Origin of the sequence: Burkholderia sp. Se-20378 (assembly GCF_017104665.1) — a bacterium.
Classification (GTDB): domain Bacteria; phylum Pseudomonadota; class Gammaproteobacteria; order Burkholderiales; family Burkholderiaceae; genus Burkholderia; species Burkholderia lata.
In genome coordinates this window covers 1-14,663 of record NZ_JAAGPG010000197.1, presented here as the reverse complement: position 1 = coordinate 14,663, position 14,663 = coordinate 1, and the positions used below count along the sequence as shown (strand labels likewise).

Below are 14,663 nucleotides of genomic sequence, written 5' to 3'. Positions count from 1 at the left end.
GGGCGGCGGTGCGCGAACGCGAGGCGCAGGTGACGCCCGACACCGTGATGGACCTGATGTTCACGTCCGGCACGACGGGCCGCCCGAAGGGCGTGATGACCGCGCACGGCCAGAACCTGCGCGCTGCGCAGGCGTGGGCGGCAATCGCAGGCGTGCGGCCCGACGACCGCTACCTGATCGTGAATCCGTTCTTCCACACGTTCGGCTACAAGGCCGGCTGGCTCGCCGCGCTGTCGAGCGGCGCGACCGTGCTGCCGCATCTCGTGTTCCAGCCGGCCGACGTGCTGCGGCGCGTCGCCGACGACCGTGTTTCGGTGCTGCCCGGCCCGCCGACGCTGTACTACGCGCTGCTCGACGCACCCGATCGCGCGACGCGCGACCTGTCGTCGCTGCGGATTGCGGTGACGGGCGCGGCGGCGATCGCGCCGAGCCTGATCGAGCGGATGCGCGCGGAGCTCGGCTTCGAGACGGTGCTGACCGGCTACGGGCTGACCGAATCGTGCGGCTTCGCGACGCTGTGCCGTCAGGGCGACGATGCGGAGACGGTTGCCTATACGTCGGGCCGGCCGATGCCGGATGTCGAATTGCGCATCGCGGGGCCGGGCGGCGCACCGCTCGGGCCGGACGAGACCGGCGAGATCTGGGTGCGCGGCTACAACGTGATGCGCGGCTACTTCAACCAGCCGGACGCGACGCGCGAGACGGTCGATGCCGATGGCTGGCTGCATACGGGCGATCTCGGCTGCGTCGATGCGAACGGCAACCTGAAGATCACCGACCGCATCAAGGACATGTTCATCGTCGGCGGCTTCAACTGCTATCCGGCCGAGATCGAGCGGCTGCTCGCCGCGCATCCGGCGATCGCGCAGGTGGCGCTGGTCGGCGTGCCCGATACGCGGCTCGGGGAAGTCGGGCACGCGTATGTCGTGCTGCGGCCGGGCGCGCAGGCGGACGCCGATGAACTGAACGACTGGGCCCGCCGCAACATGGCGAACTACAAGGTGCCGCGGCATTTCACGTTCGTCGAGCAACTGCCGACGAGCGCGGCCGGCAAGGTGCTGAAGTACCGCCTGCGGGCGGGGACCGAGGCGGCGGCCTGAGCGCCGGCGCGACACACGAACGGGATGGACGCATGAACGACAACGGGTTTCCGCAGGGTGCGGTGCTGGTGTTCGGCGGCAGCGGCGGGATCGGGCAGGGTGTCGCGCTCGAGTTTGCGCGCGCCGGCGTGCCGGTCGCGGTGGGCTACCGCAGCAAGGCCGACGTGGCCGAGCGCGTCGCGCGCGACATTCGCGGCGAAGGCGTCGCGGCCACCACGCATTGCGTGGACGTGACCGATCCCGCGCAGGTCGACGCCGCGCTCGCGGCTGCGATCGATGCGCATGGCCGCGTGCCTACGGTCGTCTGGGCGGCCGGGCCGTTCGTGAACCAGCGTCATCTCGCCGACATGACGCACGACGACTGGCGCCGTGCGATCGAGGTCGAGACGGTCGGCTTCTTCGTGGCGGCGAAGGCGGCGTTGCCGCACTTCCGCGCGTCGGGCGGCGGATCGTTCGTGACGCTCGGGTCGGCCGGGCACCTGCGCTGGCCGGACCGCGACGGGCTGTCGGTCGCGCCGAAGGCGGCGAACGAGGCGCTGGTCAAGGGGCTGGCACGCGAGGAGGGACGTTACGACATTCGCGCGAATTCGATCCTGGTCGGCGTGATCGAGGCCGGGATGTTTCCGGTGCTGCTCGAACAGGGGCAGTTCGACCAGGCGTGGATCGACGAGACGCAGAAGATGCTCGCGCTCAAGCGCTGGGGGAAGGCGCACGACGTCGGGCGGGCGGCGGTGTTCCTGGCGTCGGACCGGGCCAATTACATCACCGGGCAGCAGTTGAATGTGTCCGGAGGGTACGGGTTGTAGCCGTCCCGCCTAAACCACCGGGGGATTTGACATCATGACGTCGTGACGTCATGATGTCTCCATGAACTCCGAACTCGGCAACGCGCCGCTCTATACGAAAGTCGAGACCGCTCTGGCCCTCGAAATTTCGACGTCCGTGCTGCCGCCGGGCAGCCAGCTTCCTCCCGAGGAGCGTCTGATCGAGCGGTTCGGCGTCAGCCGGACGACCGTGCGCAAGGCGATCGAAAACCTCGTCGCGCGCGGCCTCGTCGAAATCCGGCGCGGGAAAGGCACGTTCGTCGCCGAACCGAAGATCACGCAGGAACTGACCGAGCTGACCGGCTTCGTCGAGGACATGCACGCGCTCGGGCGCACGCCGACGGCGCGGCTCGTCGACCGCGAGGTCGTCGAAGCCGGCGCCGACGTTGCGCGGCAGCTGGCGCTGCCGCCGGGCACCGCGGTCATGCGAATCCGCCGCGTGCGCCTGGCCGACGGCGTCGCGGTCTCCTTCGACGAAACCTACCTGCCGCGCGAGCTCGGCGAGAAGATCGTCGCGCACGATCTGGAGGTCGAGCCGATTTTCTCGTTGCTCGAGGAACGTTACGACGTGCCGCTCGTCGACGCCGAGTATCGGCTCGAAGCGGTCGCGGCGCCGCCGGAAGTCGCGCAGGCGTTGGCGATTGCACCCGGCAGCCCGGTCTTCCTGATCGAACGGACGTCGCATACGCACGCGCACCAGCCGGTGGATTTCGAAAAGCTCTATTACCGCGGTGACCTCATCCGCTTCGTCACGCGCCTGAGCCGGCGCGCGGGCGAGCGCTCGTAACAGGACGGGCGGCATGCAAGCGCTGTGGCTGTTCGTCGCCGCGTTCGGCGCCAGTGCGCTCGGCGGCGTGCTCGGGATGGCGAGCGGCATCTTCGTCGTGCCGCTGCTCACGCTGCTGTTCGGCGTGAGCATCCAGACGGCGATCGGCGCGAGCATCGTGTCGGTGATCGCCTGCTCGTGCAGCGGCGCGGCATCGTTCCTGAAGGGGCGGCTCGTCAACGTCCGGCTCGCGATCGTGCTCGAAACGGCCACCACGTTCGGCGCGCTCATCGGCGTGCTGTTGATCGGCCGCGTGCCGACTTCCTTCCTGTACGCGTTGTTCGCGGTGATTCTCGTCGTGTCCGCGAAGCAGATGCTGGCGCGGCGTCACGAAACGCCCGCCGATGGGCCGCCCGATGCCGCGAGCTGGGCAAGCGCACTCCGTCTGCACGCGAGCTTTCCCGATCCGGCATCCGGCCGGGAGATCGGCTATCAGGTCGGGCGGGTGCCGTTCGGCATGGCGTTGATGGTCGGCGCGGGCCTGATTTCCGCGCTGCTCGGCATCGGCTCCGGCGTGCTGAAGATTCCTGCGATGGACACCGCGCTGCGGCTGCCGATCAAGGTGTCGTCGGCCACGTCGAATTTCATGATCGGCGTGACGGCCGCGGCGAGCGCGGGCGCCTATTTCGCGCGCGGCGACATCGACATCCGTCTGGCCGGCCCGATCGCGCTCGGCTCGGTGATCGGCGCGATCGTCGGCGCGCGGCTGCTGATCCGCTTGCCGGCCGACAAGCTGCGGGTCTTTTTCGTCGTCGTGCTGCTGTTGCTCGCGATCGACATGTTCCTGAGTGCACTGGGTGTGCATGCGCCGGGCGGTGCGGGATGACGCGCATCGTCGATGGCGTCGAGCGCCGCGATCGGGCTGTCGCGATGCTGCTGCGGGTTGGTACGGTGTGCGCGTGCGGGTTGATCGCGGTCGGCATGCTGCTGGGGGCGGGCGGCAGCGCATTCGCACCGGCCGGCCATGCGTTCGCGAAAGCCGGTGTCGCGCTGTTCATCCTGTTGCCGGTTGCGCGCGTCGCCTTGCTGCTGGGGCTGTTCGTGCGCGAGCGGGACCGGACGTATGCGCTGCTGTCGCTGCTCGTGCTGGCGATCATCGCGGCCGGCGTGATCGTCGGCGTGCGCGCCTGAACGGTAGACGCTCGCGCCAGGACGGTACTTGCACGGAATGGATCGGGTGGCGCCGCGCCGCTCGCGTCAGCGCAGCGCGAACAGCGTTCGCAACTTCCCCAGATCTGCATTCAGCCACGCGATGACGTCCGTCTGCCGGCTGCGCAGGCTCCACAGCAAATCGACCGCCTTCAGGAAGGCGGAGCGCTGATATTCGTGCGGCAGCACGTACAGCTCGCCGTTACCTTCGTCCGCGAGCAGGTGCTCCGGGATGAACGCCCAGCCGAGGCCCTTCTTCACGAGGTCGACGAGCTGCGCCTGGTTCTCGATGTGCCACATGATCTCGGTGTATCGCCCGAACACCGAGCCGCTTTCCGCATCGCGATCGGCCGCCCGCAGCTGGCGCACCTGCGCGAGATCGCGATTGCTGACGGCCTTCAGCGCCGCGAGCGGATGGCTACGCGCCGCGACCGGCACGAACTGCACGTGGCCGAGCGTCGTCGCGCCGAATTCGACCGGCGTCGCTTCGACCGTTGCCGCGATGCAGATGTCGAGCGCGCCGTGCTTCAGCAGCGCGGCTGCGTCGGCACTGTTCGGCTGCAGCAGTTCGAGCTGAAGCTCCGGAAAGCGTTGCTCGAGTTCCAGGCACAGCAGATGGACGGCCGTCTGCGGCAGGATCGGATCGATGCCGAGCCGCAGCCGGTGCCCGCGCCCGCCCGCCAGGCTGTACGCCTTGCGTTCGAGCGTCGCCGCCGCGTTCAGCGTGGCCTGCGCGAAGCCGAGCAGCACCTCGCCCTCGGCCGTCAGGGACACTTGATGAAGATCCCGATCGAACAGGCGGACGCCGAGGTCGGCTTCGAGATTGGCGAGCGCCGTGCTCACCGTCGATTGCGCCTTGCCGAGCCGCCGCGCGGCGGCCGACAACCCGCCGTGCTTGGCGATTGCGATGAAGATCGCGAGATGATCGAGCGTCATGTTGATTATCGATAAATTCGATTACGGTCAATTATGCCATTCGATAGGGCGGCCGTAGGATGGCGTCGCGAAAAGCGATTCGAACGATTCGACAACCAAGGAGACGAGATGCGCGCAACCCAGCGTTCGGTATTCGACTGGATCGACAGCCACACGACCGAGCTGTCCGACTGGCACCAGGTGATCTGGCATTTCGCGGAACCGGCGTTCCGCGAGTACAAGTCCAGCGCCTGGTATGTGGAGCAACTCCGGGCGGCCGGCTTCGACGTCGAGGCAGGCAGCGGCGGCATGCCCACGGCGTTCGTCGCGACGTTCCGGCAGGGCGAAGGCCCGACGGTCGCGACCTACGCGGAATACGATGCGGTGCCCGGCAACTGCCAGGCCGCGTCGACGCGGCGCGAGCCGCGCGGCCACCTGTCGCGCTTTGCACCGGGCCACACGGATCCGCATTCGGCGCTCGGCATCAGCGCACTCGGCGGCCTGCTGGCCGCGAAGGACGCGATGGTGCGCCACGGGCTGCAGGGCACGCTGAAGTTCTTCGGCGAGCCGGCGGAGAAGCTGCGTGCGTCGAAGCCGATCCACGCGGCAAAGGGCTATTACGACGGCCTCGACGCGGCGGTCAGCTTCCACCCGACCTACCTGCTGCCGCTGTGCAATACGACGGTGTGGGATACGCATTGCGGGGTGGGTTACAACTACATCTACACCTTCACGTGCGACGATCCGCAGAACTGGATTGCGTCCGACAAGCTGAGCCCGATTCCGCAGAACCACCTCGCCGCACGCGCGCCGGGCGCGAACGACGCGCTGATCCATTTCTACCAGCTCAACGAAGGGCTGCGCCGTTCGATGCTGCCGGCCACCGGGCTGTGGAGCTTCAACGAGGCGATCCTCGTCGCGGGGCAGGCGACCGCCGACAACCTGCCGCCGCACGTTGCACAGATCAACTTCATGGTGCGCACCGATTCGGTCGAGCAGGCCGAGACGATCAGCCAGGTCATGGACCAGAACGCCGAAGCCGCCGCTCGAGCCACGCACTGCAAATGGAAGAAGACGTGGGTCAGCAAGTCGCGCGGCGGCCTGCCGAACCATGCGCTCGCGCGAGCGACCTACGCGAACCTGGAACGCGCCGGCGCGCCGCGCTGGAACGGCGATGCGATCCGCATCGCGCAGGAGATCCAGCGCAACCTCGGCATCGACGCGATGGCCGAGCCGTTCCTGCCGGTGACCGAGCAACTGATCGATCCGGAGGACTGCGAAGCCGCACTGCGCAAGCAGATGCCGTCGTGGCAGAAGTACATGACCTCCGACGACTACACCGAGTACACGTGGCATTGCCCGACGGTGCGGCTCTACGTGGCCCGTCCGATGCTGAAGGCGCCGCAGGGCTTCGTGTATCCGGACTGGGTGGCCAATGCGCTCGGCGGCATCCGCGAGACGATCGACCCGATGATCGTCAGCGCGTCGAAGACGATCGGCGCGACGCTCGTCGACCTGCTCGAGGACCGCGACCTGCTGCGTGCGGCGCAGGACGAATTCGCGCAGCGCACGGAGGGCGGCGTGGGCGGGCGCGCGTGGGAAGCACCGATGCTCGATGCCGATTTCCGCGTGCCGCACCAGTATCGCTGGCCCGAGTACGTGACGACCGTGCGCGGCGAGGAATGGACCATTCCGTATCGCGACGACGAGTAACGCGCCACCCGATCCGTCAACGCATTCATTCGAACGATTCCAATGACCCGATCGGCCGCGGGCAACGCGGCCGTCGCAGGAGACAAGACATGGAACATGTCGCCCAGGCATCGCATCCGTCGGCCATCGAAGGCCGCTCGATCGACTATGTGCCGAAACACGAACGGAGTGCGAAACTCCGTCACCAGGGACCGTTCTGGTTCGTCGGCAATTTTCACTTCCTGACCGTTTCGATCGGTTTCGTCGGCCCCGCGATGGGGCTGTCGGCCGGCTGGACGACGCTCGCCGGTGCGCTCGGCATCATGTTCGGCACGGTGTTCATGGCGTTCCACGGCTCGCAGGGGCCCGAGATGGGATTGCCGCAGATGATCCAGTCGCGTGCGCAGTTCGGCTATCGCGGCGTCGTGCTCGCGCTGGTGGCCGCATTGTTCGTGTTCTTCGGCATCAACGTCGTGAACGTCGCGCTGATCGTCGAAGGCGTGCACAACATTCTCGGCTACGACTCGAAGCCGGTCGGCCTCGTCGCCATCGCGATCGGCGCGCTGCTGGCGATCTACGGGCACGACGCGATGCACCGCGCGTTCAAGTGGTCGCTGTATGCGACGCTGCCCGTCTACGTGATCGTGACGGTGCTTGCGATGACGCACGCGGGTGGCGGTGAAGCGGGCAGACCGATGCCGAACCTCGGCTTCAACTGGGTCGCGTTCCTCACGCAGTTCGCGGTATCGGCCAGCTACAACATCGGCTACGCGCCGTACGTGTCGGACTACACGCGTTACCTGCCGGCGGATACGCGGCGCAAGCCGCTGATCGCGGCGGTGTTCGTCGGCGCATCGCTGTCCGGTGCATGGATGATCGCGCTCGGCGCGTCGCTCGCGCAGTCGCTGTCCGCGACGAACGTGCTGTCAGCGATCTATGGGCTCGGCAACGCGGCGGCGCCCGGGTTCGGCGCGCTGCTCGTGACCGTGGCCGTCGTCGGGTTCGTGCCGATCATCGCGTTGAACACGTACAGCGCGACGCTGACCGTGCTGACGGGCGCCGATTGCCTGAAGCCGCTGACCCCGGGCCGCCGTGCGCGCGTGACGACGATCGTCGCCATCAGCGTGCTGCTTGCCGTGTGCATCCTGCTCCTGAAGGGCGGCGGCCTGAACCTGCTGAACCTGTTCCTGACGACGCTGCTGTACTTCCTCGTGCCCTGGACGGCGGTGAATCTGGTCGACTACTTCTTCGTCCGCAAGGGCCATTACGTGATCCCGCATTTCTTCCGCCCCGATGGCATCTACGGCGCCTGGCAGGCGACCGGGATCGCCGCCTACCTGATCGGCTTCGCCGCGATGATTCCGTTCTTCAGCATCTTCGATCCGTCCACCGGCAAGGCGGTGTTCGTCGGCTTCATCGCGCAGCGGCTGCACGAGATCGACGTTGCGTGGCTCGTCGGGTTGATCGTGTCGGGCGGCGTGTACTACCGGTTGTCCCGCAAGCTCGATCTCGACGCGGAAAGGGCGCTGGTCCGCGCGCACGAGTCCGTTTGACGGGGGGGCCGGGCAGCATCCGCCGGCATCCGTATTCACCCTGCATCGCCACGCGCGATCGCGCATCGGCCTCGCGCCCGACGGGCGCGAGGTCACATCCTTGCAACGCATTCGTCGATGTATTGCGCCGCACGCCCTTGACGGCAACGACGACGCGCATGCGTTGACGGCCGTCCTGCCTCGTTCGACACGCATTGCCGCTTCGATGCCCGACGCGTCGGATTCCGTGTCCCGGCTTCGTCTGCCGAATAACGATGCGTTCCTGAAACATTTCCTCCGATGACAAGCCGCGTGACCGTCCGTGTTTTGCGATGACGCTTGTCCCGCTTTGGTTTGCGCCGCATGGCACGCGCTTTGCGGTTGACGCGGTGCCGCCGGTGCAAACGAAACACGCAACAACGATGAACGCATCGGCGGCACGCAACGACATCGAAACAAACGGGGAATCGGATCGGGGCTGCGGGCACTGCCTGGAGCGGCGTACCTGCCGCGCATGTCGTATCGGTCATGCGCACGGGGCAACGCGTTCCCGATCCGTCGAACAGCAAGCGTGCTTGCAAGGTGTCGTGCCGGGGTTCGCATCGCGCAGGGCGGCGCAGGCCGCATGCGTTGGCGAGGCGCGCCCGGCACATGTCGGGGGAGGCGCCCGTGAAAACGACGGTGAACCAATGGGCAGCGGTCGCGGTGATGTGCGCCGCGAGCGCACACGCGCAGGAGATCTACCTGCAGGGCGGTACGCAGGGCGTCGGCATCGGCGCGGCCGTGAGCTTCAATTCGATGCTGGGCGCGCATGCGGACTTCAATGCGATCGATCTTTCGCATGACTTCACAGTGGCCGGCAATCGCTATCAGGACGACCTGAAGCTGCGGCAGGGCGGCCTGTATGCGGACATCTTTCCATGGCGAGGCAGCGGCTTCCGGGCGACGCTCGGCCTGCGCTTCAACGACGACGATCTCCGCGGCGTATCGGTGCCGACCAACGGCACCTATGTGTTCGGCGGCAAGCGCTATCCGGCGATGCCGGGGATGTACGCGGTGGCGGAAGCGCGCTATCCGACCGTGATGCCGTACTTCGGGATCGGCTACGGGCATCGGCCGGCGTCGAAGGGGCTGGGGTTCGTTGCCGATCTCGGCGTGGCGTACGGGATACCGAAATGTTCGTACACGCTGTCGCCGGAACTGGCAGCCGCGGCCGGGCCGGCGAAGAGTCAGATCCTGGCCTCCAGCGGGCTGGATTCGCTGCGGCAGGTGATGTCGCGCTATCGGTGGTACCCGGTGTTGCAGATCGGGATTTCGTATCGGTTCTGAGTGGCTGGGCGGGCGTCGCGTGTGCCGGGGAGGGCAATGCCGGCATCGCCGATACGGGCGTGGCAACGAGTGTTGGCAAGACGGCCGACCGACAGCCGACGCGAGCACTGCGCGCGGAGGCAGTGATTGCCGCCGCGTCGCTGCGGCTTGCGTGCGCCTCCACAACAGGTGGTGAATGGCCGATCGGCCATCTTTCCCGCCGTTCCGATCCGGCTTACCTTGCAGACAGCAATTCGACCCGTCGGGCGAGCGGCGCATGCCGAGAGGATTCATGCGGCCCGTTGCCGTTCGCCGACGCCAATCACCGTCCTCCTTCCGTCAATGGCGATGATAGCAATGATTGCAATTCGCAGTCGCGCCGCTATCATTGATATCAAACCCGGATGGAGGAACTCATGGCAAATCTACTGGTGCGTAACGTGGATGACAGTATCGTTCAGAGCCTGCGCGAGCAGGCTGCGGCTAACGGCAGGAGTGCCGAGGCCGAACATCGGGCCATTCTGGCCGATGCGCTCGGCCGGCCGAAGCGAAAGACATTTGCGCAAGTGCTGATGAGCATGCCCGATGTTGGCGACGACGCGGATTTTCAACGTGTTCAGGATTCCGGCGAGGCCAGGCGTGTATTTGATTGACACGAATATCATCAGCGAAATCAGGAAGGGCAAGCGAACCAACCGTGGCGTGCGGGCGTTCTTCAGGCAGGCCACGGCCGATGCGAGCCCGCTTTACCTGTCCGTCGTGACGGTTGCTGAACTTCGCCGCGGCGTCGATCTGATCCGTCATCGCGGCGATCATCCTCAGGCGTCGGCGCTCGAGGCCTGGATGGCGACCATCCTGTCCGGCTATGCGCCGAACATCCTGCCGGTCGACATCGAGATCAGCCAGATGTGGGGGCATTTGCGCGTGCCCGATCCGACGCACGAACTCGACAAGCTGATCGCGGCCACCGCGCTGATCAACGATCTCACGGTGGTCACGCGGAATGTCGCGGATTTCGCCCGCACCGGCGTCCGGCTGCTGAACCCGTTCGACTGACCCGGGTTGCCGCGCTGCGGCAATCCACACCTGCTCCCCGTCTCGTCCCGCACGCATAGCCCGTTCCGCCGGGCTTCCGCGCGTGCCCGCGCCGCTCGAATTCCCCGCCGCCTCTCGTCCCAACAGACGATGTAACGCCACCCCCGACCGGCCAGAATCCTTTCACGAACAACGGATTCTGAACCAGGAGGAGGCCGACATGATCGATGTCCGTGCGCTTGGCTATGTCGTCGTCGAGGCGACGCGCGTCGATGCGTGGCGCCGCTACGCGGAAGACGTGCTGGGCATGCAGGCGCTCGACGCGCCCGACGGCGCGCTGTACCTGAAGATGGACGAGCGCGATTTCCGCTACGTGATCGTCCCCGGCTCGACCGACCGCTATTTCGCGTCGGGCTGGGAACTGCCCGACGGCGCCGCGTTCGACGCCGCGCTTGTTGCGCTGCAGCGTGCGGGCGTCGAGCCGGTGCGCGCCACCCGCGACGAAGCCGCGTTGCGCCGCGTGCAGGCGATGGCGTGGTGCACCGACCCGTCCGGCAACCGTCACGAGCTGTACTGGGGCGCGCGCTGCGACTTCCGCCGCTTCGTGTCGCCGCTGGGCGTCTCGCACTTCGTCACCGGCGACATGGGGCTCGGCCACGCGGTGCTGCCCGCGCCGCAGTTCGACGCGACCGACGCATTCGTGCGCGGCGTGCTCGGCTTCGAGCTGTCCGACATCTATCGCGTGAAGTTCACGCCTGACCCGGCGGAACCCGAGAAGCGCATCCACTTCATGCACTGCCGCAACGCGCGCCATCACAGCCTCGCGCTGTTCGAGATGGCCGTGCCGTCGGGCTGCGTGCACGTGATGGCGGAAGTCGACTCGATGGACGAAGTGGGGCGCGCGCTCGACCGCGTAGCCACGCACGACGTGAAGATGTCCGCGACGCTCGGCCGTCACTGCAACGACCAGATGATCTCTTTCTACATGAAGACCCCCGGCGGCTTCGATCTCGAATACGGCTTCGGCGGCCTCACGGTCGACTGGTCGAAGCACGCGGTGTTCGAGGCCACGAAGGTGAGCCAGTGGGGCCACGATTTCAGCATCGGATACCGGTAAGCCAGCACGATGACGATGAAACCTCTCGACAAGACGATGTCCGCGCGCGACGTGGTCGCGCAACTCGCCGACGGCATGACGATCGGCATCGGCGGATGGGGGCCGCGGCGCAAGCCGATGGCGCTGGTGCGCGAAATCGCGCGCTCGAACCTGAAGGACCTGACGATCGTCGCGTACGGCGGCGCGGACGTCGGCCTGCTGTGCGCGGCGAACAAGGTGCGCAAGGTGGTGTTCGGCTTCGTGTCGCTCGACGTGATCCCGCTCGAACCGCATTTCCGCCGGGCTCGCGAGCAGGGCCGCGTCGACGTGCTCGAACTCGACGAAGGGATGCTGCAGCTCGGCCTGCGCGCGGCTGCCGCACGCTTGCCGTTCCTGCCGACGCGTGCCGGGCTCGGCACCGCGCTGCTCGATCACGCGCCGCAACTGCGCACCGTGCAATCGCCGTACGACGACGGCGAGACGCTGCTCGCGATGCCCGCGCTCGAACTCGATGTCGCACTGCTGCACGTGAACGCGGCCGACCGGATGGGCAACACGCGCATCGACGGCCCCGATCCGTTCTTCGATGCATGGATGGCACGTGCCGCACAGCGTTGCTACGTGTCGGCGGAAACGGTCGACGCGTCGCTCGCGAGCGAAGACCTCGACGCCGCCAAACGCAACCCGTTCGAACGCTCGCTCGTCAGCGGCGTCGTGCATGCGCCGGGCGGCGCGCACCCGACGTCGTGCGGGCCGGCCTACGGCTGGGATTTGCCGCACCTGCGCGCGTACTGCGCCAGTGCGGAAGACGACGCGAAAACGACGGCGTACCTGCGCGACGTGGTCGGCCAGGACGAACGCCAGTACCTCGAAGGCGTCGGCGGCCTGTCGCACGTGACGACGCTGCCGTTGCCGATTCTGTAAAGGAGCGCCTGTGAGCGAATCTCTCGACCATTCCCTCGCGGAACTGATGATCGTCGCGTCCGCGCGACTCTGGCGCGACGACGGCGAAGTGCTGGCGACCGGCATCGGCACGGGCCCGCGGCTCGCGGCCGGCCTCGCGCGGCTCGCGTACAACAACGGGCTGATGCTGACCGACGGCGAAGCGTATCTCGTCGAGGAGCCGGTGCCGCTTGGGCCCCGTCCCGACGGCTATCGCGTGAAGGCGAGCGGCTGGATGACCTACGAGCGCGTGTTCGACTGCCTGTGGCACGGCCGCCGCCATGCGCTCGTGATGCCGACGCAGATCGACCGCTTCGGCCAGGCCAACATCTCGTGGCTCGGCGACGACTACGCGCGCCCGAAAACCCAACTGCTCGGCGCACGCGGCTTCCCCGGCAACACGACGAACCACGCGAACTCGTTCTTCGTCAGCGGCCACGGCAAGCGCACGTTCGTCGAGCGCGAAGTCGACATGGTGTGCACGGTCGGCTACAACCCGGCGCGCCGGCTGCCCGGGATGAAGACCTTCGTCGACCTGCGCAGCATCGTCACCGATCTGTGCGTGATGGATTTCGGCGGGCCCGACCACGCGATCCGCGTGCGTTCGCTGCATCCGGGCGTGAGCTTCGACGAGGTGCAGGACGCGACCGGCTTCCCGCTGATCGCCGCACCCGATCTCGGCACGACGGCCCCGCCGAACGCGGAAGACCTGTGCATCGTGCGCGCGCTCGATCCGCACAACCTGCGCGCGACGATCGTGCGCAACAATCCGGCGCCGCGCCGGGGATGAGGTCAGACATGGAAGCGACCCAGGTGACCTTCGGCGACGGTGTCGTCGACTACGCGGTCGAGGATGGCATCGCGACGATCACGATGAACCGTCCCGAGTATCACAACGCGCAGAACTCGAAGATGACGTATGCGCTCGACGCGGCGTTCCGGCGTGCGGCGCACGACGACGCGGTGAAGGCGATCGTGCTCGCGGGCGCCGGCAAGCATTTCTCGGCGGGCCACGACATCGGCACGCCGGGCCGCGACATCCACGAGTCGTTCGACCGTGCCTCGCTGTGGTACGACCACGTCGACAAGGAAGGCGGCGAATTCCTCTACGCACGCGAGCAGGAGGTGTACCTCGGGATGTGCCGGCGCTGGCGCGACCTGCCGAAGCCGACGATCGCGATGGTGCAGGGCGCATGCATCGCGGGCGGGCTGATGCTCGCGTGGGTGTGCGACCTGATCGTCGCGTCGGAGGACGCGTTCTTCGCCGATCCGGTCGTGCGGATGGGGATTCCGGGCGTCGAGTATTTTGCGCATGCGTACGAGCTGAACCCGCGCATCGCGAAGGAATTCCTGTTCCTCGGCGAGCGGATGCCGGCGGAGCGTGCGTACCAGATGGGGATGGTCAACCGCGTGGTGCCGCGCGAGCGGCTGCGCGATGCGACCTACGCGATCGCCGCGAAGATCGCGACGATGCCGCGCCTCGGGCTCACGCTGACCAAGCAGGCGCTGAATCACGTCGAGGAACTGCAGGGCAAGCGCGCGGCAATGGATGCGGCGTTCGCGTGGCATCACTTCGCGCATGCGCACAACGAGCTGGTGAGCGGCGATCGCCTCGGCGGCTACGACGCGCGCAGCATGGCCAGCTCGCAGCGCCAGCCGAACGGTGCGGACCGCAGCGACGCGCAGGCGCAGGCACCGGTCGCCGTCAACGGAGCCGCCGCATGAGCACGACGCTGCATACGCCGTTGTGCGACCTGCTCGGCTGCCGTTACCCGATCGTGCAGACCGCGATGGGCTGGGTGGCCGATGCACGGCTCGTCGCGGCCACCAGCAACGCCGGCGGCTTCGGCTTCCTGGCCGGCGCGACGCTCGAACCCGAGCAGGTCGAGGCCGAGATCCTGAAAGTGAAGTCGCTGACGGACCAGCCGTTCGGCATCAATTTCCACATGTTCCAGAAGAACGCGCAGCAGGTCGTCGAGCTGGCGATCAAGCACCGGCTGCGCGCGGTGAGCTACGGCCGTGGGCCCGATGCGAAGACGATCCGCCGCTTCAAGGATGCCGGCATCGTCTGCATGCCGACGGTCGGCGCGCCGAAGCATGCGGCGAAAGCGGTCGAACTCGGCGCGGACGTCGTCACCGTGCAGGGCGCGGAAGGCGGCGGCCACACGGGCTCGGTGTCGACCACGCTGCTGCTGCCGAAGGTGCTCGACGCGGTGCACGTGCCGGTGGTCGCGGCCGGCGGGA

The 14,663-nt window shown here is 67.4% G+C and carries 16 protein-coding genes; 15 read left to right on the top strand and 1 reads right to left on the bottom strand.

Translation table 11 applies throughout. The features are described from left to right. The 5 genes from G3N93_RS20645 to G3N93_RS20625 form a co-directional block, all read left to right on the top strand. A partial coding sequence (locus tag G3N93_RS20645) for an AMP-binding protein (protein WP_206133828.1) occupies positions 1-1,100 on the top strand: 1,100 nt, incomplete at its 5' end. 32 nt (positions 1,101-1,132) lie between these two features. Continuing rightward, entirely contained in the window at positions 1,133-1,906 is a 774-nt protein-coding gene (locus tag G3N93_RS20640; RefSeq protein WP_206133826.1) for an SDR family NAD(P)-dependent oxidoreductase, read from the top strand. A gap of 61 nt (positions 1,907-1,967) precedes the next feature. Further along, positions 1,968-2,711, top strand: a complete 744-nt coding sequence (locus tag G3N93_RS20635) for a GntR family transcriptional regulator (protein WP_206133825.1) — start codon at positions 1,968-1,970, stop codon at positions 2,709-2,711. A 13-nt stretch (positions 2,712-2,724) separates the two neighbouring features. Continuing rightward, positions 2,725-3,576 carry a sulfite exporter TauE/SafE family protein gene (locus G3N93_RS20630; protein ID WP_206133824.1) on the top strand — a complete coding sequence of 284 codons (852 nt, stop codon included), beginning with the start codon at positions 2,725-2,727 and terminating at the stop codon, positions 3,574-3,576. Beyond that, on the top strand, positions 3,573-3,881 hold the full coding sequence (locus G3N93_RS20625) for a DUF1634 domain-containing protein (RefSeq protein ID WP_174940789.1): 309 nt from the start codon (positions 3,573-3,575) through the stop codon (positions 3,879-3,881). The genes G3N93_RS20630 and G3N93_RS20625 overlap by 4 nt, the downstream gene beginning before the upstream one ends. A 66-nt stretch (positions 3,882-3,947) precedes the next feature. On the opposite strand, the gene G3N93_RS20620 is transcribed toward G3N93_RS20625, so the two are convergent. Further along, positions 3,948-4,835 (bottom strand): LysR family transcriptional regulator, encoded by an 888-nt coding sequence (locus G3N93_RS20620; RefSeq protein ID WP_011355026.1) that lies wholly within the window; start codon positions 4,833-4,835, stop codon positions 3,948-3,950. 108 nt (positions 4,836-4,943) lie between these two features. Here G3N93_RS20620 and G3N93_RS20615 point away from each other — a divergent pair, with 108 nt between their 5' ends. The 10 genes from G3N93_RS20615 to G3N93_RS20570 all read left to right on the top strand — a co-directional run. Further along, positions 4,944-6,527: an amidohydrolase gene (locus G3N93_RS20615; RefSeq protein WP_174944145.1), complete on the top strand. Its 1,584-nt coding sequence runs from the start codon at positions 4,944-4,946 to the stop codon at positions 6,525-6,527. Between the two features lie 89 nt (positions 6,528-6,616). Then, the gene (locus tag G3N93_RS20610) at positions 6,617-8,059 is read left to right on the top strand and encodes a cytosine permease (RefSeq protein WP_206133823.1); all 1,443 of its coding nucleotides are present in this window, start codon (positions 6,617-6,619) and stop codon (positions 8,057-8,059) included. Positions 8,060-8,689: 630 nt separating this feature from the next. Next, positions 8,690-9,367, top strand: coding sequence for a hypothetical protein (locus tag G3N93_RS20605; RefSeq protein ID WP_174940797.1), 678 nt, complete (start codon positions 8,690-8,692; stop codon positions 9,365-9,367). 395 nt (positions 9,368-9,762) lie between these two features. Further along, entirely contained in the window at positions 9,763-9,999 is a 237-nt protein-coding gene (locus G3N93_RS20600; RefSeq protein ID WP_039351245.1) for a DNA-binding protein, read from the top strand. Further along, entirely contained in the window at positions 9,986-10,402 is a 417-nt protein-coding gene (locus G3N93_RS20595; RefSeq protein ID WP_244132305.1) for a type II toxin-antitoxin system VapC family toxin, read from the top strand. The genes G3N93_RS20600 and G3N93_RS20595 overlap by 14 nt, the downstream gene beginning before the upstream one ends. Positions 10,403-10,601: 199 nt before the next feature. Then, entirely contained in the window at positions 10,602-11,498 is an 897-nt protein-coding gene (locus G3N93_RS20590; protein ID WP_206133821.1) for a VOC family protein, read from the top strand. 9 nt (positions 11,499-11,507) lie between these two features. Next, entirely contained in the window at positions 11,508-12,401 is an 894-nt protein-coding gene (locus tag G3N93_RS20585; protein ID WP_174940802.1) for a CoA transferase subunit A, read from the top strand. 10 nt (positions 12,402-12,411) lie between these two features. After that, positions 12,412-13,209, top strand: a complete 798-nt coding sequence (locus G3N93_RS20580) for a CoA-transferase subunit beta (protein ID WP_206133819.1) — start codon at positions 12,412-12,414, stop codon at positions 13,207-13,209. Positions 13,210-13,217: 8 nt separating this feature from the next. Continuing rightward, positions 13,218-14,144: an enoyl-CoA hydratase gene (locus G3N93_RS20575; protein WP_174940806.1), complete on the top strand. Its 927-nt coding sequence runs from the start codon at positions 13,218-13,220 to the stop codon at positions 14,142-14,144. Beyond that, positions 14,141-14,663, top strand: a 523-nt coding sequence (locus G3N93_RS20570; protein ID WP_206133817.1) for a nitronate monooxygenase family protein, incomplete at its 3' end; no start/stop codon positions are given. The genes G3N93_RS20575 and G3N93_RS20570, both read left to right, overlap by 4 nt.

Bases quoted from the DNA above. Each gene is read 5' to 3' on its own strand.
- G3N93_RS20640 (WP_206133826.1), top strand. From the start codon at position 1,133: ATGAACGACAACGGGTTTCCGCAGGGTGCGGTGCTGGTGTTCGGCGGC.
- G3N93_RS20635 (WP_206133825.1), top strand. From the start codon at position 1,968: ATGAACTCCGAACTCGGCAACGCGCCGCTCTATACGAAAGTCGAGACC.
- G3N93_RS20630 (WP_206133824.1), top strand. From the start codon at position 2,725: ATGCAAGCGCTGTGGCTGTTCGTCGCCGCGTTCGGCGCCAGTGCGCTC.
- G3N93_RS20625 (WP_174940789.1), top strand. From the start codon at position 3,573: ATGACGCGCATCGTCGATGGCGTCGAGCGCCGCGATCGGGCTGTCGCG.
- G3N93_RS20620 (WP_011355026.1), bottom strand. From the start codon at position 4,835: ATGACGCTCGATCATCTCGCGATCTTCATCGCAATCGCCAAGCACGGC.
- G3N93_RS20615 (WP_174944145.1), top strand. From the start codon at position 4,944: ATGCGCGCAACCCAGCGTTCGGTATTCGACTGGATCGACAGCCACACG.
- G3N93_RS20610 (WP_206133823.1), top strand. From the start codon at position 6,617: ATGGAACATGTCGCCCAGGCATCGCATCCGTCGGCCATCGAAGGCCGC.
- G3N93_RS20605 (WP_174940797.1), top strand. From the start codon at position 8,690: ATGTCGGGGGAGGCGCCCGTGAAAACGACGGTGAACCAATGGGCAGCG.
- G3N93_RS20600 (WP_039351245.1), top strand. From the start codon at position 9,763: ATGGCAAATCTACTGGTGCGTAACGTGGATGACAGTATCGTTCAGAGC.
- G3N93_RS20590 (WP_206133821.1), top strand. From the start codon at position 10,602: ATGATCGATGTCCGTGCGCTTGGCTATGTCGTCGTCGAGGCGACGCGC.
- G3N93_RS20585 (WP_174940802.1), top strand. From the start codon at position 11,508: ATGACGATGAAACCTCTCGACAAGACGATGTCCGCGCGCGACGTGGTC.
- G3N93_RS20575 (WP_174940806.1), top strand. From the start codon at position 13,218: ATGGAAGCGACCCAGGTGACCTTCGGCGACGGTGTCGTCGACTACGCG.